This is a genomic window from Methanomicrobiales archaeon, from assembly GCA_030019205.1.
GTDB lineage: Archaea > Halobacteriota > Methanomicrobia > Methanomicrobiales > JACTUA01 > JASEFH01.
Genome location: JASEFH010000001.1, coordinates 21,195 through 43,373 on the forward strand (window position 1 = coordinate 21,195; position 22,179 = coordinate 43,373).

18 protein-coding genes and 1 tRNA gene are annotated in these 22,179 nt (G+C 60.4%); 13 read left to right on the plus strand and 6 right to left on the minus strand.

All coding sequences use genetic code 11. The features are described from left to right. The first annotated feature begins 9 nt into the window (after nucleotides 1–9). Nucleotides 10–2,769 (plus strand): NosD domain-containing protein, encoded by a 2,760-nt coding sequence (locus tag QMC96_00095; protein ID MDI6875159.1) that lies wholly within the window; start codon nucleotides 10–12, stop codon nucleotides 2,767–2,769. 530 nt (nucleotides 2,770–3,299) lie between these two features. Continuing rightward, nucleotides 3,300–4,490 (plus strand): cation:proton antiporter, encoded by a 1,191-nt coding sequence (locus QMC96_00100; GenBank protein MDI6875160.1) that lies wholly within the window; start codon nucleotides 3,300–3,302, stop codon nucleotides 4,488–4,490. Here the strand turns inward: QMC96_00100 and QMC96_00105 are convergent. Together QMC96_00105 and QMC96_00110 are read right to left on the minus strand one after the other, a co-directional pair. Further along, entirely contained in the window at nucleotides 4,456–4,905 is a 450-nt protein-coding gene (locus QMC96_00105) for a CBS domain-containing protein (GenBank protein ID MDI6875161.1), read from the minus strand. The two genes, QMC96_00100 and QMC96_00105, sit on opposite strands and share 35 nt — an antisense overlap. 621 nt (nucleotides 4,906–5,526) lie before the next feature. Continuing rightward, nucleotides 5,527–5,599, minus strand: a tRNA-Gln gene (locus tag QMC96_00110). Nucleotides 5,600–5,901: 302 nt separating this feature from the next. On the opposite strand from QMC96_00110, the gene QMC96_00115 reads away from it, so the two are divergent. Further along, a complete protein-coding gene (locus QMC96_00115) occupies nucleotides 5,902–6,261 on the plus strand; it encodes a hypothetical protein (protein MDI6875162.1) in 360 nt (119 codons plus the stop codon). 130 nt (nucleotides 6,262–6,391) lie between these two features. Here the strand turns inward: QMC96_00115 and QMC96_00120 are convergent, their stop codons facing one another. Beyond that, complete coding sequence (locus QMC96_00120; GenBank protein MDI6875163.1) at nucleotides 6,392–6,694, minus strand: Hsp20/alpha crystallin family protein; 303 nt, start codon at nucleotides 6,692–6,694, stop codon at nucleotides 6,392–6,394. A gap of 512 nt (nucleotides 6,695–7,206) precedes the next feature. On the opposite strand from QMC96_00120, the gene QMC96_00125 reads away from it, so the two are divergent. Together QMC96_00125 and QMC96_00130 are read left to right on the plus strand one after the other, a co-directional pair. Next, nucleotides 7,207–7,479 carry a hypothetical protein gene (locus tag QMC96_00125; GenBank protein MDI6875164.1) on the plus strand — a complete coding sequence of 91 codons (273 nt, stop codon included), beginning with the start codon at nucleotides 7,207–7,209 and terminating at the stop codon, nucleotides 7,477–7,479. Between the two features lie 79 nt (nucleotides 7,480–7,558). After that, on the plus strand, nucleotides 7,559–8,017 hold the full coding sequence (locus QMC96_00130) for a hypothetical protein (protein ID MDI6875165.1): 459 nt from the start codon (nucleotides 7,559–7,561) through the stop codon (nucleotides 8,015–8,017). 238 nt (nucleotides 8,018–8,255) lie between these two features. On the opposite strand, the gene QMC96_00135 is transcribed toward QMC96_00130, so the two are convergent. Further along, complete coding sequence (locus tag QMC96_00135) at nucleotides 8,256–8,855, minus strand: PH domain-containing protein (protein MDI6875166.1); 600 nt, start codon at nucleotides 8,853–8,855, stop codon at nucleotides 8,256–8,258. 318 nt (nucleotides 8,856–9,173) lie between these two features. Here QMC96_00135 and QMC96_00140 point away from each other — a divergent pair, with 318 nt between their 5' ends. The 3 genes from QMC96_00140 (at nucleotide 9,174) to ilvA (ending at nucleotide 13,212) form a co-directional block, all read left to right on the plus strand. Continuing rightward, a complete protein-coding gene (locus QMC96_00140; GenBank protein MDI6875167.1) occupies nucleotides 9,174–11,144 on the plus strand; it encodes a beta-propeller domain-containing protein in 1,971 nt (656 codons plus the stop codon). A gap of 188 nt (nucleotides 11,145–11,332) precedes the next feature. After that, the gene (locus QMC96_00145) at nucleotides 11,333–11,764 is read left to right on the plus strand and encodes a CBS domain-containing protein (protein ID MDI6875168.1); all 432 of its coding nucleotides are present in this window, start codon (nucleotides 11,333–11,335) and stop codon (nucleotides 11,762–11,764) included. 224 nt (nucleotides 11,765–11,988) lie between these two features. Beyond that, nucleotides 11,989–13,212 carry a threonine ammonia-lyase gene (gene ilvA / locus QMC96_00150; GenBank protein MDI6875169.1) on the plus strand — a complete coding sequence of 408 codons (1,224 nt, stop codon included), beginning with the start codon at nucleotides 11,989–11,991 and terminating at the stop codon, nucleotides 13,210–13,212. A gap of 82 nt (nucleotides 13,213–13,294) precedes the next feature. Here the strand turns inward: ilvA and QMC96_00155 are convergent, their stop codons facing one another. Further along, nucleotides 13,295–14,206 (minus strand): tyrosine-type recombinase/integrase, encoded by a 912-nt coding sequence (locus QMC96_00155; protein MDI6875170.1) that lies wholly within the window; start codon nucleotides 14,204–14,206, stop codon nucleotides 13,295–13,297. A gap of 1,013 nt (nucleotides 14,207–15,219) precedes the next feature. Here QMC96_00155 and QMC96_00160 point away from each other — a divergent pair. Then, nucleotides 15,220–15,762, plus strand: coding sequence for an arginine decarboxylase, pyruvoyl-dependent (locus tag QMC96_00160; GenBank protein MDI6875171.1), 543 nt, complete (start codon nucleotides 15,220–15,222; stop codon nucleotides 15,760–15,762). 139 nt (nucleotides 15,763–15,901) lie between these two features. Here QMC96_00160 and QMC96_00165 read toward each other — a convergent pair whose 3' ends face one another. Continuing rightward, a complete protein-coding gene (locus QMC96_00165; protein MDI6875172.1) occupies nucleotides 15,902–16,768 on the minus strand; it encodes a hypothetical protein in 867 nt (288 codons plus the stop codon). Between the two features lie 632 nt (nucleotides 16,769–17,400). On the opposite strand from QMC96_00165, the gene QMC96_00170 reads away from it, so the two are divergent. The 4 genes from QMC96_00170 to QMC96_00185 all read left to right on the plus strand — a co-directional run bounded on the left by QMC96_00170 (nucleotide 17,401) and on the right by QMC96_00185 (nucleotide 21,695). Next, nucleotides 17,401–17,832, plus strand: coding sequence for a HEAT repeat domain-containing protein (locus QMC96_00170; protein ID MDI6875173.1), 432 nt, complete (start codon nucleotides 17,401–17,403; stop codon nucleotides 17,830–17,832). A 322-nt stretch (nucleotides 17,833–18,154) separates the two neighbouring features. Then, complete coding sequence (locus tag QMC96_00175; protein MDI6875174.1) at nucleotides 18,155–19,312, plus strand: glycosyltransferase family 4 protein; 1,158 nt, start codon at nucleotides 18,155–18,157, stop codon at nucleotides 19,310–19,312. Nucleotides 19,313–19,396: 84 nt separating this feature from the next. After that, complete coding sequence (gene treZ / locus QMC96_00180) at nucleotides 19,397–21,292, plus strand: malto-oligosyltrehalose trehalohydrolase (protein MDI6875175.1); 1,896 nt, start codon at nucleotides 19,397–19,399, stop codon at nucleotides 21,290–21,292. Continuing rightward, on the plus strand, nucleotides 21,279–21,695 hold the full coding sequence (locus QMC96_00185; GenBank protein ID MDI6875176.1) for a hypothetical protein: 417 nt from the start codon (nucleotides 21,279–21,281) through the stop codon (nucleotides 21,693–21,695). Before treZ ends, QMC96_00185 begins: the two co-directional genes overlap by 14 nt. Nucleotides 21,696–22,179: the final 484 nt, after the last annotated feature.

The following is a 22,179-nucleotide window of genomic DNA, read 5'->3' on the forward strand; positions in this document are numbered from 1 at the left end:
TAAAATACAATGGCAAAAGGGATAATTCTTCATATCGGGGAGTGCCGGTGCCGCATCTCTATCGGAAGACCTGCGAATCTCGGCTCACACCTGGTCTATACCTGCACGCTCCTCCTCATCCTTGCCGCGCTGCAGGTCCCCGCAGCCGGTGTCGATATTACCGCGCCGACCGTGATCAGCAGTTCTGGCATGTACACTCTTCGACAAGACCTCCTGAACAGAGGGGAGTCGAGGATCATTACAATAGCCGCATCCGATGTGATCTTCGACGGCAACGGATATACCATTGACGGCCTGGATCAGCCCTCCCAGTATGGCATTTATGTGCATATTACAAGCCAAACTGTGTCCAATGTCACGGTACGCAATCTGACCGTGAAAGACTGCTATTACGGATTCTTTTACTATAACACAATAGGAGGTCTTATCGAGAACTGCACAGCGAACTCGAACGTGCAGCATGGGATCTACCTCTCGATGACGGACGACTCCACGGTGACTGGTTGGAACACATCTACCAATGGCAACTCGGGCATATTCATGGACTACTCAGATAACAATACGATTGAGAGGGGTTCTGCCTATTCGAACATGAATGGAGTTCGAATCTCTGTGGTTAGCAACAACAACAGGCTATTTGACAACCGGATCTACGGCAACGAGTATGGCATCAATGTTACCTCATCCAGCGGAAATATCATTTATAACAACCTCCTCAACAACACTGTGAACGCGGTGCCGGGAAACGGCAACACCTGGAACACCACTGGAACAGCGGGAGCTGCGATCAACGGGGGTCCGACCCTGGGCGGTAACCTGTGGCTGCTCCCCGACGGCAGCGGATTCTCATCGACCACAGCGGACCGGGACGACGACGGAATCTGCGACGAGCCCCACGCCCTTGGCGGGGATGCCATGGATCACCTTCCCCTTGCCGCCATCCCGGGCCAGCACACCCCCCTGTTCGCACCGGAGTGGCCGCTCCGGTTCCTGCGGCCCGGCGACGGCGGTGAGACCGCTCACCCAACGGCGTTCTACTACCTCTTCGACGCCTCCACGCCGGAGGGAAAGGGAGACCGCCCCGACACCCTGCGTTTCGTCGTGAAGATGCTGGACGGCGGTCTGACGCTGACAGCGGACGTATCCGAACTGGATGGCAATTCGACTCCCCTCTCGCCATACTTCGTCAGGGACACGGAGTACTACTTCGAGCATCCGTTTGGAGATTCTTCTCTCGGAACGGTGAACGGAAACACGAGGAACATCACGATTCACGCCAGAATCGGAGAGTTCCAGAACTCCACCAGCGGGTCCTCCGGATCTCCGCCACCGCTCGCAGTCGCGGTGAATCCGTGGATCGGTCCTCCCGGCTTCACCAGCACGGACCTGCGCGATATCGAGGATTTTACGGCGGTGGAAGGGTTCAGCGTCCAGAGAGGAGTCGACACGGAGATGGTGGGATCGATACAGTTTCCCGGTCCGCTGAACTTCTGCGATGCCGCGTTTGCCGACGCGATGCCGTCTCTCTGGGACCACGTCCGGATCGAGGGGAATGCAATTGCCCTGGATGCCGCCGCACCCGGGCTCGCGATCCTGAACGCGAGTGCGACCCTGACGATGCACGCCCCCGCCTTCACCACGACCCCCGGGATCTTCCGTGACGGCGAGCCCGACACCTATGCGAACGGAACCCCTGCGGCCGGCTCCGTTGCGAGCAACGTGCGCTGGGACAACGCGACCAAGATCCTGCGGTTCGACGTCCCCCACTGGACCCGCTATCACGCGGACGGCAACGGTCCGGAGATCCTCGTGGAATCCCCCGCAGACGGTGCGACCTTCTCGTCCGATCGCATTGCTCTGCGGGGCACGGCCTCGGATCCCTCCGGCGTCTCGCTCGTGGAGGTGCAGGTGAACGGCGGGGACTGGACGATCGCCGACGGCACGGACGCCTGGAACTGTACGATCCCTCTTGCCGAAGGCTGGAACACGATCGTCGTTCGGGCTACGGACCGGATCGGGTGTATAAACACCATATACCTGACCCTCTACAGGCCTGCCGCACCTACCGCGACACCCACCCCGACGCCACCTTCGCCACCCGAGCAGCCGTCGCAGCGCAGCCGATCCGATAGGGCTAGCCAGCCCGTCATAACGCGGTTCGTCGGCAATGCCACGCTCGCCACGACAGCCTGGGGGGAGGTGCTGCGGACGGTCACCCTGACGTCGGAGGACGGGGTGGTGAGGCTCGTGATCCCCTCGGGAACGCGGATACTGGACGCAGACGGCAAGCCGGTGAAGGAGCTGTCTGTTCGAACCGTATGCGGCAAAGAGATCACGGAGCCGACTTCGGAACCCTGCATGGATCGGGACGTCCCGCAGTGTCCGTACCGGATCGGGGAGCCGGGACTGCGGTTTGATCCTCCGCTGCGGATGGAGATCCTTCCCGCAGGAGAGGGGTCGGCGTGGATCTGGTGCAATGGTAACGGAGCGCCGGGGGGATGCACCGAACTGGCGGGTGGAGAGGACATGGGAGAGGTTCGGACCGAGATTTCCCGTTCCGGTCACGTCTGTATCAGGGCAAATCCGCGCACCGCATCGGTCGTCCCGACTGACGATACCGCCGGCTCGCCCACCATGACCCCAACCGCTCCCCCCGCCGCAGCAGCGCAGGAGACGCGACGGGCCGGTCCGGTGATGCCGCTGGGCGGGGCTCTGGGCCTGTGCGCGAGCCTGCTCGCGATCGGTCTTCGTCGTGCCCGCAGCCGGTGAGATCGAGAGCCCCCCTGCCGCTGCCAGGCCCCGGTTACTTCACGAAGCACGAGTACGGCGGCGATCCTGAGGAGACCCGGGGGTCACGATCTCGCCGGATGGCAGATCCGCAGTGCGCGCCCGAATCGAGTCCTGTGCAGGGTCGTTTCGCCTCTCCCCCCGCGGGCAGCCCCTGTCGGGTGAAGGCGCGGCGAGGGGAGCACTGCGGCGTGCAGGATCCTCACAGCGGCTGCATACAGCGGAAGACATTCGGGGATTCATTGTTCTGTCCTGGATTGCGATCGGGGAGCGTCCCCCTTCCTATCCTCTCTGTCGTTCAAGAAGAGGATAGATGGGGGATCGGTTTCCTTTCGCAGTCCTGCGCCATCCGGTCCCCTGCCATCGCCCCGGCTGCAATCCTCTCGTCCAGAATGGCCCCGGGCCGGCACTCCCCGCGAGTTCCCTCCTGGCTGGGGTTCTCTCCCCCTCCGCGGGGGATCCAGGGCCGGCCAATCAATTCTTTTTAAGATAACGTCGGAATACCCTGTTCGATGGACGCCATCCTCCAGATCATCGTCATCCTCGTCGTCGCAAAGCTCTTCGGGGAACTCGTGGAGAGGGGCGGTTATCCCTCGCTCGTCGGGGAGATCGCAGCCGGCATCATCCTCGGCCCCTCACTGCTCAACCTGGTCGCATTCGACACGACGATCGAACTCTTCTCCGATATCGGGGTGATCGTTCTCCTGTTCATCAGCGGGGCCGAATTGAACCTGCGATCCTTCGTTGCCGCAGAAGTGCCTTCGCTCTCAACGGCCCTTGGCGGGGTGCTGGTTCCGGTGCTCATGGGGTTCCTGTTCGGGAGCCTGGCCGGGTATACCCTCTACGAGGTGCTTTTTCTCGGGATCGCGCTCTCCATAACGTCGATCGGCATCTCGGTGCGGACGCTCATCGATCTGCGGAGGCTGGATACGGCGCTCGGCACCACGATCGTGGGCGCTGCCGTATTCGATGATGTCTTCGGCATCCTGATGCTCACCCTTCTCACGGCGGTTACCAGCGGACAGGAGTTCTCGCTGGTCGGCTTTGCAGAGACCATCTTGGCGACGATCATTTTTCTCGCCCTCGTATTGACGGGCGGAAGGAGAGGGATTCGGTGGATCTTCGCCCGGACGCGGGGCTCCCGTCTCCAAGAGATGTCTTTCTCCGCCGCCCTGATCATCGCGCTGCTGGTGGCGTTCCTGTCCAATGCCGTAGGTCTCCACTATGCCATCGGTGCCTTTCTGGCAGGGCTGATCCTCGGCGACCAGGTCAGAAACGATCGCATCCTCTTCGACAGCCTGGTCGATCTCGGATTCGGCTTCTTCGTGACCATATTCTTTGCGTCCATCGGCCTTCTCTTCGCGTTCAGCCTGGATGCCCTGCTGTCGCCCCTCGTCCTGCTCCTGATCGCCGTCTCTCTTCTGAGCAAGGTGCTGGGGGGCTACCTTGGATCCATCCTCTTTTGCCGTGACCCCCTGAAGGCGCTCATCGTGGGTCTGGGTCTCTACCCACGAGGCGAGATAACCCTCGTGGTCGCGAAGATCGCGCTCCTCTCCGGTTTCATATCCGTCTCCCTCTATGCGTCGGTCACCCTCGTCATCATCGTGAGCATCATCCTCACCCCGTTCCTCCTGAAACGCACCTTTCAACATCTTTCATCCCGGAAGACTACAGGCGGCCGACCAGCCGCAGGAGGGAGATGACGTTGCAGACCTCGATCTGGCCGATTGCCATCCCCCGATCGTCGACCACAATCAGGTCGGGGTGCCGGTTCTTCTCCATCGCCCGCATCACCTCCTCGATGGGGGCATCCTTATGAATGGTGATGTGGCGGCGGGTCATGAGGGTCTCTGCGGTCGATGCCCCGCCGCGGACGAGGCACTCGATGCAGGGGAGCCTCTTCCTCCCCCGCACACCCATGATCGGGCTTACCGAACCCAGCAGGTCCAGTGCCATGATGACACCGAGGTATCTGCCGCTCCGGTCGAGAACAACCAGGTCCCGGCAACCTTCTTTCGAGAACTTCTCCAGAACAACCTCGATCGGGGCATCCTGCGGAACCGTCACAATCTTGTTCTGCATGATGCTTCCTGCGGTCGCCTCTTCATTCTCTGCCATTCCTACTCCCGCGGCGGCACCTGTCTGCTGCCGAATCGAAGGATGGTGCGGATGTGTATAAATACTGAGCGTACGACCCTCGTGCCGGGACGGGTCAGGGAGGCAGGCACCTGCGCCGGAGGTGCGAACGATCGATACGATTTTCGAGGAGGGGATGCCTGCCGTTCCTTCGAGCGAATTCGGAAATAACGCCCACGGATCCTGCGGAGAGCAGGTGACGGGCCTGGGGCTCGTATGCCAGAATAGGAGCGGACGGGATTGGGGAGAATGCGGGATCGAAGGTCGTTCCCGAGAGACGCAGGGTATCGACGCATGAGGGGAAAGATCCCCCCGGGGTAATGCAGACCTCTCTTCCGCATCCTACTGCAAGAGTATATTTCGATCCGCGCTTACTCCCCTTCGTGCGGGTTGGCGCGGAGCTGTCAGGACGGTATGCGGTGCCCGTGTTGGGGCGGGACGGCGCGGACTCCCTGTATTCGGGTCGACGGTGCCGCAGAACCGGTACGTTGCCTCCCTCCCGGTGCCCTGGAAAGGCCCGGGCGAATGCGACCGCCCGAGCGCGACCCGCTTGCCGGTACGCAGGACATCTCGTCCCATCGGATCGGGGACGGCGGCGGCGGATACCCCCGGGCGGATTCGAACCGCCGTCACCGGCTCCAAAGGCCGGTATGATTGACCACTACACTACGGGGGTGCGGACAGGGTGGCAGGAGCGCCGGCCACCCCCCTATTCGGTATCATTAATGGTCGTGAAACATGATGAAGAATTCTATGGGGGACGTTTTTTCCCTGCAGGCCGGAGAAGATTCCGCGGGATACGAAGTCTGGGGCACCATCCGGCTGCGGAAAGGGAAGGGGCGATCCCCCCGGATGCGCCCGCAGGACAGTTGCGGTCGAATCGTGGACCGTTGCGGCAAAGTTCGAGACAATCTTCGGGGAAATTGCAAACGGATGTTGATGAAAGTATATGATCGTCCTCCTCTGACAGATCAGCTCATGATCTATCCCGCCTGCCACAGCGAGAAGGACCGGATCATCACGTCCATCATCCAGAGCCTGGATGCCATCGACGGCGGCATGAGGGAGCTGGAGAGTCTTCTCGCGGCATCCGGCAGACCTCTCCCCTTCGTGCTGCTGGATGCCGAGACGGCAATAGAGAGACTCATTGTCACGTACCAGGTCGCGGAATCGGTAGTGCAGAAGGGGTATGCCCGGGGATACCTTACAGGCAACCAGATCCAGTCGCTGAATCGGGAACTCCAGCGATCCGCGCAGCGTCTGATCGCATTATCAACCTGCTCCGCGATACTCGCGCAGAAGGTGCAGGAGAAGCTCGGTATGGTGAACGTCTGCTAGGGATACTCCCGGAGGTCTGGATCGCGCCAATCCGCGGAGGATCACCCTTTGCCGAGGACCGAGGAGGTGGATGCCGTCCCCATCCTCGCCCTCCCCCATCCGGGGGAGCGGGTTTCGGGGACCGATGCAGTCATGCGATGGCTATCTCTTTTCCACGGGTCTGGGGAGTCCTGTAGGGCACGTCGATGGTGAGAAGCCCATTTTTATACTCGGCATGCGCTTTCTCGAAGTCTATCGGGCAGCAGACGGCATACGAGGCGACGTACTTCACGTCCTCCTTCTCCGCCGTGACGAAGAAACTGTCCTCGTGCATCCGCAGCATGATGTTCTCCTTGTCGACACCGGGCAGCTCGATCTCGATGTGGAGGTTGTCGTGCCGGTCGTCCGGCATCGCATATACGGTCGGCGAGATCCGTAACTTCTCTTCCGCCATGGTTCCCACACTTCGGACGTCCTATACGGACATGGTATATATCTTTTCCCGACCGCCGTTGCCAGGGATCTGTTCCGGGAGTATCGTATAAAATAGTCCTGGGTGGAGGTATCCGCCCCTCGCCAGACGGAGCGTCAGGCATGCATCCGACGGGTGCCGGGCGGACTCTGTCGGTATTTGCGTAGAAGGCAGACCCATCTCGGGACGGGCGGTCCATCTGCGGGCGGAAGCGATCCCGCACCCTCTCGTGTGGGCAAGCGGAGAATGAGAGGCTGGTCGCCCGGGCTGCACATCGTGCACGATCCCTTCCCCTCTTCGCGGGACTGGGGCACAATCCACAGGAGCGCGGTTCTCATGGGAAACGGGCCCCTCTCAAAGGGACCGCTTCTCGTTCTCTGCGATCTCTGAGACACAGGGGATCTGGAACTCGGGAACCGGGATCGGGGGGTGATCGCCGAATCCATCGGCGACGACGTCGTCGCGAGCGTAGGACGATCGACGCCCCGCGGAGAGTGTCCTTTCCGCCGGCGGGCAGATCACGGCGAGCGCTCCTGGTGCAGGCGTCGTCGTTGCGGCAGGCGGGGAGAGCCGTATCAACGCCTCGGTGCGGCGCAGGATCGTCGCAGCTGGCGGGAGGAACCGTCCGCCTGGACCGCACTACGTCCGTCGCTCGGGACGCTCTGATCAGCGGCGTGGTGAATGCTGATTCCGTGAACGGAAGGCTGATCGGAACGGCCACGGAATTTGAGGATGGCGGAACCGCCGGCCCCGTGCGGATCCGGTAGGCGGAAGGCGATGCGCGGGAGACTGCCCTCGCTGTTCTCTCCCTTCTGGTTACGCGATTCTACCTCCTGGGAGGCTCTCGTGCTTCTGCTCCCGGGCCCGTTCTTAGCCGTCGAGGCGGAAGTGCGGTGGCAGCCGATCAGCCGGATTCTGGTCGGCAGGGGGCCGCTGCTCCTCTCCCTCTTCCTGATTGTCATCCTTGCCCTGGCGATTGAGATCCTTCCGCTCGCGCTCCTCGTATACGGGGCACTCCTTCGCGTCTCCGTGCTGCTAGCCGGCCTCTTCGTCTCGTCCTCCGGGGGCACCCTGATCAGGGGCTGGATCCAGTGGGACGTTCCTCCGCTCGTCGCCTTCACGCCGGGGTTTGTGGTGCTGCATATTCCTTTTCCGCCCCGTTCCTCGTCGGCGCCATCGTGCGCCTCATCATCACCGGGCCTGGCCCGTCGGCGCGATGCATTCCGGCTCCACCTCGTGCGTGAAATCCCCTCATTGAGGATTCGGGAGAGTTCCAGCCGGTCACCGTGGAGGAGCGAATCATGAGCCTCCGTCCCGGTCCCGATCCTATCGCACCCCGCGCGGGGCGGGAGCAGAACGCCCGAAGGGCCCTGTCGTACCGGGTGTCCAATTCCTGAAAATCTATCCATCGGGAACGGGCCCCGAGGTGGAGGCCCGCCCATCCGCGAAAGCGATGGTGCCATGGTATCCGCAGCCGGGCGGGGGCTTGAAAAGGAGGAACCCTTTCGAATGCCCTGCCGATCTCGGCAGGGCCGTTGCCCCCTCACCGCCCGCCCGCACGCATCTCCAGCAGACGCTTGATCTCGCGCACCTCCTGGAGCAACTGCATCTCCGGGGATGCCGTCTCTGCGTACGTGCCGGTGGCGACCGGCGCAGATCCCCGCACGAATCCCATGATGAGTTCCCGGAGCGCCTCGGGCTCCTCGATACCCTGCAGCCGCAGTTCTGCGGCCGCCTGGCCGGAGTAGCCCGCAGTCTGGATGCGGAGGGTGGAAATTCCCAGTGCCCGCATGATGGGCCCCTGGATGATATCGATGTTGGTGATGCGCGTATACGGCACGATCCCCGTCTGGCGGAACCAGATCCCTCTCTTCCAGGAGATCTCGCTGTCGGTGACGTGGTAGACGACGGTCTCGTAGTAGAGCGGGATCCAGGCGGCCGTGAAGATGATCAGCGCCAGTGTCGGAATGGCAATCGCAGCGGCAACGATGGACGGCGCGAAGAGGATCAGCGGAACCATATACGGAAGGACCAGCACGGCAATCGAGAGCGCCAGGTAGGCGTAGAAGAGCGCCTTGAGCTGCGGCGCAGGCCGGAAGTTTCCTCCTGTGCCGACGGGGTTCGGTTGTTCGCGACCAGCCATGGCTGTACGTTGGATCCAATCGGATGAATAGCCATCGATCTGGCGGGAGAATAGTGGTCCATGGGGATCGCCAGGCGGCACCCCTTCCGCAGGAGGTGCCGCTCCCCCCTTCCCGGCGACCGCAGGGGGGCGATGGAAACGGCCCGGAAATCGAGGATCCGGGGAACAGATCTTCAACGACCTGCAGGATCATCGCAGAGAAATCCGTGTGACTTCCTTTCGGGTAGATTACGAATCAATTCGAAGTTTAAGCAAAATACATATCGCTACCGAGCAGATACGCCATATACTAATGAGATGCAGGAGCGAGTGATTTCTATGTCGGATCGACGGGTAGCAGCGTTCGCCATCCTCGGGATCGCGGTGATCGCCGCCATCATGGGCGCAGCCCTTGTCCGGGAGCAACGGGGGCTGGAGGTGTCAGGCGAGCTGAAGAAGTTTGCCTCGGAAGAGGAGATCCTTGCCTTTCTGGAGAGCCATGCGGAGGCCACGGCACCGGCCTACGGCGGAGGCGGCGCCATCCAGAAGGTCGCGTATGACGAAGCCGCGAACTACGCCCCGGCCCCCATCCCCGCCAAGGGAATCCCGTCCGGGTCCCGCAGCGCCGGCGAGTACTCCACCACCAACGTGCAGGTGAAGGGCGTGGATGAGGCCGATTTCCTCAAGAACGATGGCAAGCACATCTACCTGATATCGGGATCCACCCTGGCGATCGTGGACGCCTACCCGGCTGAGAAGGCCCGGATCGTCTCCGAGACGGAACTGGAAGGCCAGCCCGTCGAACTCTTCCTGCTGGGAGATCGGCTGGTGATCTTCTCCAACCAGCAGGGGGAGACCTTCGTGACGCCCAGGAACAGCGCCGTCCCGGTGCCCGTCTGGCGAACCACGACCCATGCAACCGTATACGACGTTCGGAACAGGTCCGCTCCGAAGCAGATCCGGGACATCGGGCTGAGCGGGTCCTACTACGATGCGCGGATGATCGGCAGCGACATCTATGTCGTCACCAGCGAAGGGGTTCCCTGGTACCGTGACACGGTTGTCATGCCGGAGGTGCGGGAGGGCGAGAAGGTCGTGAAATCGCCCGACGTCTATTACTTCGATATCCCCTGTTCATCGTATACCTTTTACACCCTGTCCTCCTTCGACATCCTGAACGATAGGTCCGTGACGGCGGAGACCTTCATGCTCGGCTACTCCACCACGCTGTACGTCTCCCGCGACAACCTGTACATGGCCTACCAGAAGGAGAGCCGGGGTCCGTGGACGGCAGGAGCGGCGGAAGAGAGGGCTGCTCCCGCAGGGGTGGTGCAGGAGGAAGCGACGATCATCCACAGGTTTGAGATCGATCGCGGCGAGATCTCGTACGCGGGGATGGGCGAGGTGGCGGGCCGCCTCCTGAACCAGTTCTCGATGGACGAATGGGAGGGCAACCTCCGCGTGGCAACCACGGTCTCTGGCTGGGCGCAGACGAATTCCTACCAGTACAGGCAGGCGGACTTCTACCAGTACAGCACCGTCTCCGTGCTCGGGAAGGACATGAGGACGCTCGGGGAGCTCCGCTATATAGCGCCCGATGAGCAGATCTACGCGACGCGCTTCGTCGGCGACCGCCTCTATATGGTCACGTTCAAGAAGATAGATCCCTTTTTCGTGATCGATCTCTCGGATCCGAAAGCGCCGGGCATACTGGGCAAGCTGAAGATCCCCGGTTACTCCGACTACCTCCACCCCTATGACAACAACCACATCATCGGCATCGGAAAAGAGACTGCAGAGAACCAGTGGGGGGGCATCTCGGTCGAGGGGTTGAAGATCGCCCTCTTCGACGTGACGGATGTCAATAACCCGAAGCTTCTGGATCGGGTGGAGATCGGCGAAAGCGGGACAGATTCCGAGGCCCTGTACGATCATAAGGCGTTTCTCTTCGATAAGGAGAAGAATATCCTGGTCATACCGGTCCGCGAGGTGAAGAGGGTCGCGAATCCCGAGAGCAAGTACGGCTCGTACGCCCAGAAGATATGGCAGGGAGCCTACGTCTTCTCCATCGCACCGGAGAGCGGATTCGAGCTGAGGGGAACCGTTACGCACGAAGACGAGGATGCACCGGTTTACTACTGGGGGTCGCCTTCCGCCGTTCGCAGATCCCTGTACATGGACGATGTGCTCTACACCGTATCCTCCCGCAAGATCGTCATGAACCGCCTGACCGATATCGACACGCAGATCAACCAGGTGCTGCTGCCCTACCGCGGCCATGGAGGGGTGTATCCTCCCGTCTACCGCTGACAGCATCTCACCTCTTTTCGATATCGCAGCTGCTGGTTTACGGCGTACGAATCCCGAGAGCGATTTTGCTGGCGATAATGGCTCCATACCCTGATTCCTTCCTGGAAATCGGGAATTCTGGATTGATAAGCTACATTGAAATAGTTCCTTGACCATTACGTCCCTCATTAGGTCCTGGATGTGGAAGGATGCCATTGCTGGAATGCTGCCAGAGGGATGTTGCGACACTCCCCCTGCAATCGACGGCATATGATGCCGCACGATTGATGGAAGAGAAGAATGCGGATATGGTGGTGATCGTGGAGGACTCCCGCCCTGTCGGGGTTATCACGGACAGGGATCTCGTGGTTCGGGTGCTGACGAAGTTCCGGGATCCGGAGAGAACGCCCGTCACGGAGATAATGTCGGAGGATCCCCTCGTGCTGGACGAGAGGACCGGGCTGTACGAGGCGATGCAGTTCGGGCGCGACTGGAACCTGCGTCGGTTCCCTATCGTGGACGCGGAAGGCAGACTGGTCGGCATCATAACTCTCGATGACATCATCCGTCTCCTGGTGGAGGAGATCAGCTGGGTCGCCCACATCATTGAGAAGGTATCCACTCCGCAGGCGTCGGCCTGACACTCCGTTCTTTTTGCAGGGTTGCGCATCTCGGGGAAGGCGCGCCTTTACCGGCCCGGACGATTCCCCCACGAGGATACGGATCGGGGCGACCCCGTATCAGCCGTATAGCGGCATAGGGTTGAAAGATGTAGCTCCTCTCCGCCGATCGGCGAAACGGAGTGCCGAGCGAGGTCTCCCTGCCGTCCAAAGAACCATATGCCTGAGTTGCAACAGATAACCGTATGGTCTCCCTTTTCGATATACAGCAGGCGGCCTGGACGATTCGGGATCGGGTGATCAGAACGCCTCTCGTATACTCCCCCACCTTCTCCGCGATGAGCGGGGCGAGCGTGTACCTCAAGCTTGAGACGATGCAGAGATCGGGATCCTTCAAGGTGCGCGGAGCGGCAAACAAGATCCTCTCGGAGAGGGACAGAATCGGCCCTTCCGGTGTTGTGGCGGCTTCGGCCGGCAACCATGCCCAGGGGGTGGCGCTGGCGGCAGCGCAGGCGGGGGTTCCGGCCACGATCGTCATGCCGCAGTGGGTCTCCCACAGCAAACAGCAGGCGACGAAGGGATACGGGGCTGAGGTGATCCTCCATGGCAGGGATCTGGACGAGAGTCTGGAGCTCGCCTGGAGACTGGCGGAAGAGGGAAGGACCTTCGTTCATCCTTACAACGATCCGGCCATCGTTGCCGGTCAGGGCACGATTGCCCTGGAAGTATTCCAGGACCTTCCGCATGCGGATGTGTTTATCGTTCCGGTGGGAGGCGGGGGCCTGATAAACGGCATCGCGACAGCAGCAAAAGCGCTCCGCTCTAAAACCCGCATCGTCGGAGTCCAGGCGGAGGCATGTCCGTGCGCCTACCGTGCGAAACAGCAGGGCGGCGTGGTGGAGGTGGAGGCGGGGCAGACGATTGCAGAGGGCATCCGGGTCCGGAAAGTGGGAGATCTCAACTACCCTGCGTTGCAGGAACTCGTGGATGAGGTTATGCTCGTAACCGAGGATCAGATCGCCGATGCGATCCTCCTGCTGCTGGAGAGGAAGAAGGTGCTTGCCGAAGGGGCGGGAGCCGCTCCCCTGGCTGCCCTCCTCTCGGGAGACGTGAGGATCCGGGAGGGGGAGTCCGTCGTGCTGATCGTCAGCGGCGGGAATCTGGATGCACCGCTGCTCACGCGCATCATCCGAAGGGGGATGTTTCGCAGCGGAAGGATCGCCCGGTTCCATGTCTGCCTCGCCGATGTTCCCAACGAACTGGCGCGGCTCCTTGCCATCGTCGCCCGTCTGGACGGCAATGTCCTCCACATTCGCCATGCACGGGGCACCTGGGATCTGCCTCTGCACATCTCCGGGGTGGAGCTAGAGGTGGAAACCCGGGGGTTCGAGCACATCGAGAAACTACGGGCAGCTCTCGCGGAGAGTGGATATGCCGTGGAGGTGGATTCGCCACGGGAGGTGCGATAGGAAGAGGGTTGACCGCACTGTGCATTGCATATAGCAGCATGCGGTTTATGGTCTACCTCGGGTGGCGGGATCCGTCCCTTCCTCATTTACCGTTGCCAAGGGGGAAATACTCCCGGTAAACGCGTTTCCGCTCGTCGAGATCGGTGTGGAGGTAGATCTCGGTCGTTTTGATCGAAGTATGACCCAGATTCTCCTGCACCACGCGCAGGTTTTTCGACCGCCTGTAGAGCTCGCTCGCGTAGCTGTGCCGGATCTTGTGGGGGGTGATGCCGGGCGGGGCATACTGTCTGAAGATCAGCTGGACCATCCGCGAGGAGAGGGGCTTTCCCTGCTGGCCTTCGAAGAGGGGGCCGTCGATGCGATTCCCCAGGTACTCCTCGATCTCCCGAAGTGTCTCATCGTCCACAAAAACGGTTCGTATTTTGTCTCCTTTTCCGCTTATCCGGATTGTCCGCTCCTCAAAATCGATATCCCGAATGTGGATGCTGCACAGCTCGGAAACGCGGACGCCCGTGGCGTAGATGATCCGGACGATAAGGCGGTCCCGAATGGCGTCTATCGAATCGAGGAGCCTCATCACCTGGCTGTGTTTGAGGTAGACCAGTTCCTGATTCTTGATCTTCGGGCGTTCGACATTCGCAGCGGGATTCGTTGCAATCGCCTCCTGCGACTGCAGGAAACGGTAGAAAGAACTGAGCGTGGAGATGATGCGGTGGAGTGTCTTGGGCTTGTACGTGCGGAGCGATGTGAGGAAGGCGAGATAGTCGTTGATGAGGACGGGTGTCACGCTGACCTCGGTATCCATGCGGGCCTGGCCGAGATCTTTCCAGTAGAACACCAGCTTCTCCGGATCGGAGTTTCTGCGCAGCCAGACGTAGCAGGCGAAGTAGCGGATCACGCCGCTGTATGTTTCGATGGTCCTGGGCGAGTAATTCCGCATGCGGAGGTGGTACTGGTAGCGCGTGAGCCACTCGGAAAAAAAGCCGTTCTCCATGGTTGAAATTTAGTTTCTGGTAATAAATAAACTTTTTCGCAAAATGGATGTTCTGCGAAATAATGGGGCAGACCTCCCCGAAGAGGAGAGCGCTGGTTGCACGTCCACGGAAGCGTTCGTCCTCCCCTCCCACGCTTTGCCGCGAAGGTACATGACGATCTGCCCATCGATGAAAGGGCATCGCTGTCGGATTCGTCATGCGATCGCGGATAACAGTTCCGTCTCTCTTTGAGCAGGGCCCTCCGACCGGTTCCGCTCTTCTCCGACGCCGTGGCGCAGGTCTTTGTCAGAGGTATATCTCTCCAGTGGCGCTGAGTTTGCCAGACGGGCTCCTGCGTCCCCGCTTTCGGGGTCTCCCGGGATTCTCGTACCGTCCGGTAGGGCACGCGCTGGGGGGCACGTTCTCGCGCAACCGTTCTCACCGGCGAGTACGAAGGAGGCATCAGGGATAAACCGGATGCGGGTATATCGGGGAAGTGCCGGAGAGTCGCAAGAAGGGATCCGGCTCTCTCCCCGGCGGATACGGGAACGCACCTCCATCGTCGATTCACCATGCTGGAGGATGTCCGAGGGGCGATTCTTTCCATCGAACCCCCTCATGCGATTGCTGGGATGAGAGGGTCCGCGAGACAGCAATAAACCATATACTGCTATACGGGAAATGCTCGGAACGGGAAGCCTGCCCGTTCCCCGGACGGCGCGTCCTCGGTGCCCTGGATGCGGAACCCGGCGGGACTATCCCCGGCAATCCCCCTCTGCCGTGCAGGCGCAGCGGATCGTCTCGGCATGTACCCTGCCGGATGCGCACCCCTTCCCCCCATCGGTATCCAGCGCAGGATGGACTGCACGGAGAATGGGATCCAGGCAGCACGGAATCCGAATGCAAGGGGCTTTATCGATGCATCGGGGGATGGATGCAGGTATTTGATGCGGAGCACGGCGGAAGGCCGTACTCCGTGCCTCTCGGTACTGGACTAAACCTTTAAACCGATCAACATGAAAAATTGAAAATTATGTTCGTCCCAAAGAAGTGCTTCTTCACGAAGGGGGTCGGGGTCCATAAAGACCGGCTCGCATCGTTCGAGCTCGCCTTGCGGAAGGCAGGAATCGAAAAACTGAACCTGGTCTACGTATCGAGCATCTTCCCCCCCAACTGCCGACTCATCACGGTCGATGAAGGACTGCGGCAGCTGCAGCCCGGTCAGATCACCTATGTCGTCATGGCAAGGAGCGACACGTGCGAGCCCAACAGGCTCATCTCCGCGGCAATCGGTCTGGCACTGCCCAGGGACGTGAAGGAATACGGATACCTATCGGAACATCACGCATTCGGAGAGACCAGCCAGAAGTCCGGTGAGTATGCCGAAGATCTCGCCGCCACCATGCTCGCCACGACACAGGGAATCGAGTTCGATCCCAACTCTGCATGGCAGGAGCGTGAGCAGATATACAAGGCGAGCGGCAAGATATTCAAGACCACGCACATCTGCCAGTCCGCCGAAGGGGAGAAGAACGGACTCTGGACAACCGTGCTCGCCGCTGCCGTCTTCCTCTGATCCCCCTCTGCAATCTTTCGCTCCTGCCGCCATTCGTCCCGAGGCGCCTGATGTCCCCCTGGAGGTCGGAGGCGGGAAGATTCCAGAGCGCCCCGATCGCGACCATGAACCATCCCTCGCTATACGGATACGCTCATCCTCATTCCCTGGGCGCAGCCGGGACATACTCGACCCCGGGTCTTCTCCTGCCCACTTCCATGCGGTAGAGTTTCATCAACGGGAACACCTCGGGAGGAATGTCCATGGTCAGACGGTCTCCGAGGATCTCCTTCATCTCGTCGGCCATGAACGGCCGATCGTGCGGGTATTCCCCGGCGACGAACGTCTGGAGAACCCGCTCGATGGTAGCGCTGTCGTACCTATCCCCGAGCAGTCTGCGAACAAGACCCTCCATCTGTTTCAGGGCCTTCCTGGCTTCGACGGCAAGCACAAGCGTCCTGTCGTCGATGCGGTTGATGCTCTTCTTCTCCATCACCTTCACGAGCGATACGGCGGGATACACGCCGGAACTGTCCATCAACTGGGGGTCTACCGGACCTAGCGCAGCGAACGGGTCCATGACTATCTCGTCTGCGGCGAGGGCGATCAGCGTGCCGCCGCTCATCGCGTAGTGCGGGACGATGACCGTCTTCTTTCCGCTATGGGCCTTGAGTGCAAGGGCGATCTGGGTTGCAGCCAGAGCCAGACCCCCGGGCGTATGCAGGATCAGGTCGATGGGTACGCCTTTCGGGGTCGTGCGGATCGCCCGCAGCACCTGTTCGCTATCGTCGATATCGATATAGCGTGCTATAGGAATTCCGAGGAAACTGATGGTCTCCTGCCGATGAATGAGGGTGATCACCTGCGATCCCCTCTTCCGACCGAACTGCGAAAGAAGCCTCCTTCGTGCAAACTCGATCGCGTACCTCTGTGCCATGGGGATGATGAATATGAGAATGAAGAGCAGGATCCAGAGGTTATTGAGGATGATCCCGGCATCTATCTGCAGCAGAATGGTCAGGAGCATCAGGACCTGTATGCTGGAGTGTAATATTTAAAGTATGCGGCGGGCGGAGCCTGCTCCCGGGCTCTGTGATCGTCTTGTACGAGCGTTCCGGGATCCAAAGGCCTGCACCATCGCCGCGTCTGCCGCCGTTCAGGACAATCGGCCCCGCTCCCAGGAAAGGGGACAGAATTCGCCGCGTGTGCTGCAGGAGCCCCGTCGTGGTCTCCGGTACGTGCGGTCCGGTGAAGGCGGGAGAGGGAAGCGCCTTCTCCTCTCTGCGTGCCACAGGCCCGGCTGTCGAGAACAGAGTATCTCTCACCCTCGGCAGACCGCCTGATCCGCACGACGATCGTCCCGTCTGCAGGAGACAGATCTCCCGTTGCATTCCGGAACGGTCCTCCGTACGCACAAGGATGAGCGGACTGGGGAGTGGTCACGCACCGTGCCTTCCCCGATGCGGGAGCCTGTGGACAGGATCCGCATCATAACCGGAATGGCAGTCCGTGCCGCCATCCCCGGCAGCGAGGACGACTTGAAGGGTGGGTGATGTGCATGCGGTAAGGCTGGTCGAGAATCAGACCGCTTTTCCATACGAACCTCTTACCAGATTGTTCGGTTTTCCCCAAAGTTTAAATAGCACATGGCACTATGCAGTGCGTTCGAAGAGGTCGGTGTATCCAATGGCCCGGGAGAAGAACGCACAGATAAAGATGATGGAGATGATCCTGAAGGACCTCTCCGCGGATGACCGAAAAGTGCGGCTGGACGCGATAGAGTCGCTCGCGATGAGTGCATGGGAACCTGACTGGAACCCGGAGACGTTCCTGGCGGCAGGAGGTCTCAAGAGCATGATCGAGCACCTCTCGGACGAGGAGGAGATCATCCGCAGCGGTGCGGCCTCGGTTATCGGTGCAGTAGCGAAGAAGGGGGGTGTGAGACAGGTTCTGAGCTCGGATGCCATCCCGATCCTGACGCGTCTGCTCTCGGACCCGAGCGAACTCGTTCGCTCGAACGCGCAGGAAGCTCTCCAGCAGATCGAGGAGAGCCAGAGCAGAGAGCCTCCGTCCACAACGGCAATCCTTTGATGGCATCGCATATATGGCTGAACGCGGGCACGATCCCTCTCGAAGTCTCTCCCGAAGAAGCGAGGCTGGGAGGGGGTCTGCCGTGCAAGGCTTTTAAACGGTGCGTTGCAGCTTCCCCTGACGCGGGACGTACCTGCGGAGGCGGGATGGAGACTCTCCGGACCTTCGCGCCCACAGAGATTTCCACGATAAAAATTCCAAGAAAGACCACTCCTTTCATCGATTCGCCGCATTTATGGTGCTCTGTCGCGGGTGCGAAGATGCGGTGGAAGAAACGTTTATTATGTTTACCGCAGTATGGGGCTCGGAGGAGCGGTCTGGTATGGACAGGTTGCGAATAGCTGTTTTTTGCTGGGAATCACTCCCGTCCGTAAAGGTGGGGGGGCTTGCCGTTGCTGCTACGAATCTGGCAGAAAATGCGGCGAGAAACCATGAAGTGCATTATTTTACACCTGCTCTCGAAGGGCAGGAGAAAGAAGCCGTGATTAATGGCGTGTATTACCATCGATGTATCCCGAAGGGTTCCAATATCGTGGAATACTGCAGAGATATGAGTCTCCAGATGGTGGACGATTTCCTGTCCGAGGAGAGGGACGGTGAGTTCGACGTTCTTCACTTTCACGACTGGCATGTGACCGACGCCCTTGAGAGCCTGAAGGACAATGCAACCGTGTTCACCTTTCATTCAACAGAATTCGGTAGAAACGGAAACAGGATTGGAAACGAGTGGATATTCAAGGAGATCTCAGAAAAGGAGCGCAAGGCAGGACTTTTGAGCAGAAAAGTCACCACAGTTTCGCAGACGCTGAAAAAGGAGGTGACATCCCTCTACGGCCTTCCTGAGTGGAAGGTGGATGTAGTCCGAAACGGCATTCAGCCTGAGCTGTACGCGTTCGACGTCAATCCCGAAGAGGTGAAGTCGGATTACGGAATTCCCACCGATGCACCGCTCATCCTCTTCGCCGGGAGGCTTACCTACCAGAAGGGCCCCGATCTCCTGCTCGAGGCGATCCCGAAGATACTGCGGAGCGAGCCGGACGCGCGGTTCGTCTTTGCCGGTGCTGGCCAGATGCATGACGAACTCAAGAGGCGCGTGAGGGATTTGAATGGCAATGCGCAATTCCTGGGCTATGTGCCGGATCGTGAATTCGTTCGGCTTCTCAACGCCTGCGATATCCTGTCCATCCCGAGCAGGAACGAGCCTTTCGGGCTGATCCTGCTTGAAGGCTGGAGTGCAAAGAAGTGCGTCGTTGCATCGGATGTGGGAGGTCTATCCGAGAACATCGATCACGGTGTGGACGGTGTGAAAGTGCAGGTCGACTCGAACTCCCTTGCCCGGGGCATCCGTGGGGCGATGGGCAACTGGGACGACATGGCCCGCATGGGCGAGATGGGGCGAAAGAAGATCGAGAGCGAGTTCCGATGGAATATCGTCACCGACAAACTCATCGAGGTCTACCAGACCTGCGGACTGAACTGATCCATCGGGCAGGAGAGTAGAGGGGGAGACTCTCCACCCTCTCGGTGATGGAGAGAGCGTCATCGTGAATGCAGGAGGTTTGAGGTGCGGCTCGGAGCCCGGTATCTTGGAAACAGTAGATGCGAGTTCATCGTCTGGGCGCCCTTTCTCGAGGAGGTGTCGGTGCACACCGTCTCGCCGCTGAACTGCACCGTTCCTCTGGTCAAAGACTCATGGGGCTACTGGACCGCGGCGCTCGATGGCATCCCTCCCGGGACGCGGTATCTGTATCAGCTGGGGGATATGCTGGAGAGGCCGGATCCGGCCTCCCATTACCAGCCGGAAGGTATATTCGGGCCGTCGGAGGTGGTGGATCATGCGGAGTTCCTCTGGACGGATGACGACTGGAGAGGAATACCGCTGGAGGAGCTGGTGCTGTACGAGCTGCACGTGGGAACGTTCACCCCCGAGGGCACCTTTGACAGCATCCTGCCCCGCCTCGAGGACCTCCGGGATGTGGGGGTGAATACGATCGTCCTCATGCCAGTCGGGCAGTTCCCCGGGGGGAGGAACTGGGGATACGACGTGGTGTACCCCTTTGCCGTCCAGAACACCTATGGCGGTCCCAGGGGACTGAAGCGGCTGGTCAATGCCTGCCATCAGCATGGCATCGCGGTGCATCTGGACGTCATCTACAATCATTTCTCCCCCGAAGGAACGCATTTCCATGAGTTCGGCCCCTACTGGACCGGCGTGTACGGGTGCCCGTGGGGAAAGGTCGTGAACTTCGATCAGGCCTACTCGGACGAGGTGAGGAACTACTTCCTGGAGAATGTCCTCTTCTGGCTCCGAGACTACCATATCGACGGACTGCGGATCGATGCCGTGCACTTCATCTTCGACTTCAGCGCCAAGCACTTTCTGGAAGAGGTCGTCGAGAGGGTGAGGGATTTCTCGGCCGAGCAGGGGAGAGAGATCCATCTGGTCGCAGAAGGGAGCTGGAACGATACGCGGTATATCCGCAGCCGCGAGTGCGGAGGATACGGCATGGATGCAACCTGGTGCGACGATTTCCACCATGCGATCTTTGCCATTCTGGGAGGGGGAACGCTCGGGTACGGGCAGGACTTCGGCGCTACAGGGGATCTGGTGAAAACGCTGAAAGAGGGCTTCGTATACTCGGGGCAGTACTGTCCCAGCCTGAAACGGCGGTACGGGAGTTCTACGGCAGACATTCATCCATCCAAACTGATCGCGTTCATCCAGAACCATGATCTCATCGGCAACCGGATGCTCGGGGAGCGGATCGGCGAACTGGTCCCCTTCGAGGCCCAGAAACTAGCCGCCGGCACCGTCCTTCTCTCCCCGTACATCCCTCTGCTATTCATGGGAGAGGAGTACGGCGAGAGATCGCCCTTCCTCTTCTTCGTCAGTTACTCGGATCCGGAACTGATCGACGCATGCATCCGCGGACGCAGGATGGACTTCGAGGAGCTTCTTCAGTGGTCCGGAGAGCCGCCCAATCCCCAGGCAGTGGAGACGTTCGAGAGATCCCGGCTGGTCTGGGAGAGGAGAAAGGCAGGGAAGCACGCGGTGCTTCTGAAATTCTACTCAACGCTCCTCCGTCTGCGAAAGACCATTCCCGCACTTTCGCATTCGGCGAGGGAGAATACGGATGTATGGGGGCTCGAGGAGGAGCGGCTCGTGTTTCTCCACCGGTGGTATGGCGGGAGTGGTGCATTCTGCATCTTCAACTACAATATGCGGGATGTCGCATTCAGGGGGGATCTCCCGGGCGGACCGTGGCTGATGTCCGTAGATTCCGCTTCAGAGGGCTGGGGAGGCCCCGGTTCCCGGATGCCGGAGCGCATCGATGCCCCGCAGGACCTGACGATCCCTCGCTTCTCTCTGGCGCTATACGTTCGTGCCGATCAGCACGACCTGCAGGACTGTCCCGTGCAGGACACGACGGATCCGGAGCGGAGTCATGCAGGGCGATGATCTCGAGTGCCTCTGCTGCGGGTGGTGTTGCCTGCAGTATCGCGGGCTGCGATTTGCACAACGATCCGATCTGCTCCGCTGGTTCGATGAAGGGCGATCCGATATACTGCGGCATCTCTCCATTCCTCGGAGGGAAGGTCTGGCGGTCTCCTGCAACAGCCTGAGCAGGGAAGAGCTGGAGAGGGTGCCGTTTGCCGACTTCTGGGTGGATCCGCGGACGGGCGTTCGGCTGGAATGCTGCCCTTTCCTCGAACCGGCGTCCGGTCGGCTGCTCTGCAGAATCCAGGAGACGAAACCGGAGATCTGCAGAAACCATCGGCCCCGGGAATGGCTGTATGTTGCCGGTCCGCAGCCGGGATGCCGTGCCGCATGCATGACGCAGCATGTCGAGCGGATATCCTGAATCCTGCCTGCAGTGGAGCGGGAGATTCCGCCAGGGCCGTTCTGCCTGTCTCCGCATGGGAAGAGGTGCGGGAGGGCGAACGGGGATCGGCCGGGCAGAATCGGCCCCCGATCCCCTGGATTCCCGGGAAGCCTATTCGGACGTCAACAGTTGGCGATACTCTGCCACGGCGGCTGAGATGCGAATACTTCATACAGCCGATGAGTGGGTACCATTTCGGGGATCGTTCACAGACGTTCCCGCGAGGAGGGAACAGGATCGCCCGTTTGTGCATTCCGGAATAGTTCCTATCGCACAGGGGTGAGCGCCCCTCTCGTTGGTGCGGCAGGAAGCGGCGGGAACAGCAAGGTCGATGCGATTCAGGCATCCGGGCCGGCTCGCAGATTTCTCGCGCACGATGGTCCATCCTCGCGTGGAGCCGTGACAGGTTTCGTTCACGCATCAGCCCTGCCCCTTTGGTTGCGGAGTCGGGAGATCCTGCCCT

Bases quoted from the DNA above. Each gene is read 5' to 3' on its own strand.
- QMC96_00095 (MDI6875159.1), top strand. From the start codon at position 10: ATGGCAAAAGGGATAATTCTTCATATCGGGGAGTGCCGGTGCCGCATC.
- QMC96_00100 (MDI6875160.1), top strand. From the start codon at position 3,300: ATGGACGCCATCCTCCAGATCATCGTCATCCTCGTCGTCGCAAAGCTC.
- QMC96_00105 (MDI6875161.1), bottom strand. From the start codon at position 4,905: ATGGCAGAGAATGAAGAGGCGACCGCAGGAAGCATCATGCAGAACAAG.
- QMC96_00115 (MDI6875162.1), top strand. From the start codon at position 5,902: ATGATCTATCCCGCCTGCCACAGCGAGAAGGACCGGATCATCACGTCC.
- QMC96_00120 (MDI6875163.1), bottom strand. From the start codon at position 6,694: ATGGCGGAAGAGAAGTTACGGATCTCGCCGACCGTATATGCGATGCCG.
- QMC96_00135 (MDI6875166.1), bottom strand. From the start codon at position 8,855: ATGGCTGGTCGCGAACAACCGAACCCCGTCGGCACAGGAGGAAACTTC.
- QMC96_00140 (MDI6875167.1), top strand. From the start codon at position 9,174: ATGTCGGATCGACGGGTAGCAGCGTTCGCCATCCTCGGGATCGCGGTG.
- QMC96_00145 (MDI6875168.1), top strand. From the start codon at position 11,333: ATGCCATTGCTGGAATGCTGCCAGAGGGATGTTGCGACACTCCCCCTG.
- ilvA (MDI6875169.1), top strand. From the start codon at position 11,989: ATGGTCTCCCTTTTCGATATACAGCAGGCGGCCTGGACGATTCGGGAT.
- QMC96_00155 (MDI6875170.1), bottom strand. From the start codon at position 14,206: ATGGAGAACGGCTTTTTTTCCGAGTGGCTCACGCGCTACCAGTACCAC.
- QMC96_00160 (MDI6875171.1), top strand. From the start codon at position 15,220: ATGTTCGTCCCAAAGAAGTGCTTCTTCACGAAGGGGGTCGGGGTCCAT.
- QMC96_00165 (MDI6875172.1), bottom strand. From the start codon at position 16,768: ATGCTCCTGACCATTCTGCTGCAGATAGATGCCGGGATCATCCTCAAT.
- QMC96_00175 (MDI6875174.1), top strand. From the start codon at position 18,155: ATGGACAGGTTGCGAATAGCTGTTTTTTGCTGGGAATCACTCCCGTCC.
- QMC96_00185 (MDI6875176.1), top strand. From the start codon at position 21,279: ATGCAGGGCGATGATCTCGAGTGCCTCTGCTGCGGGTGGTGTTGCCTG.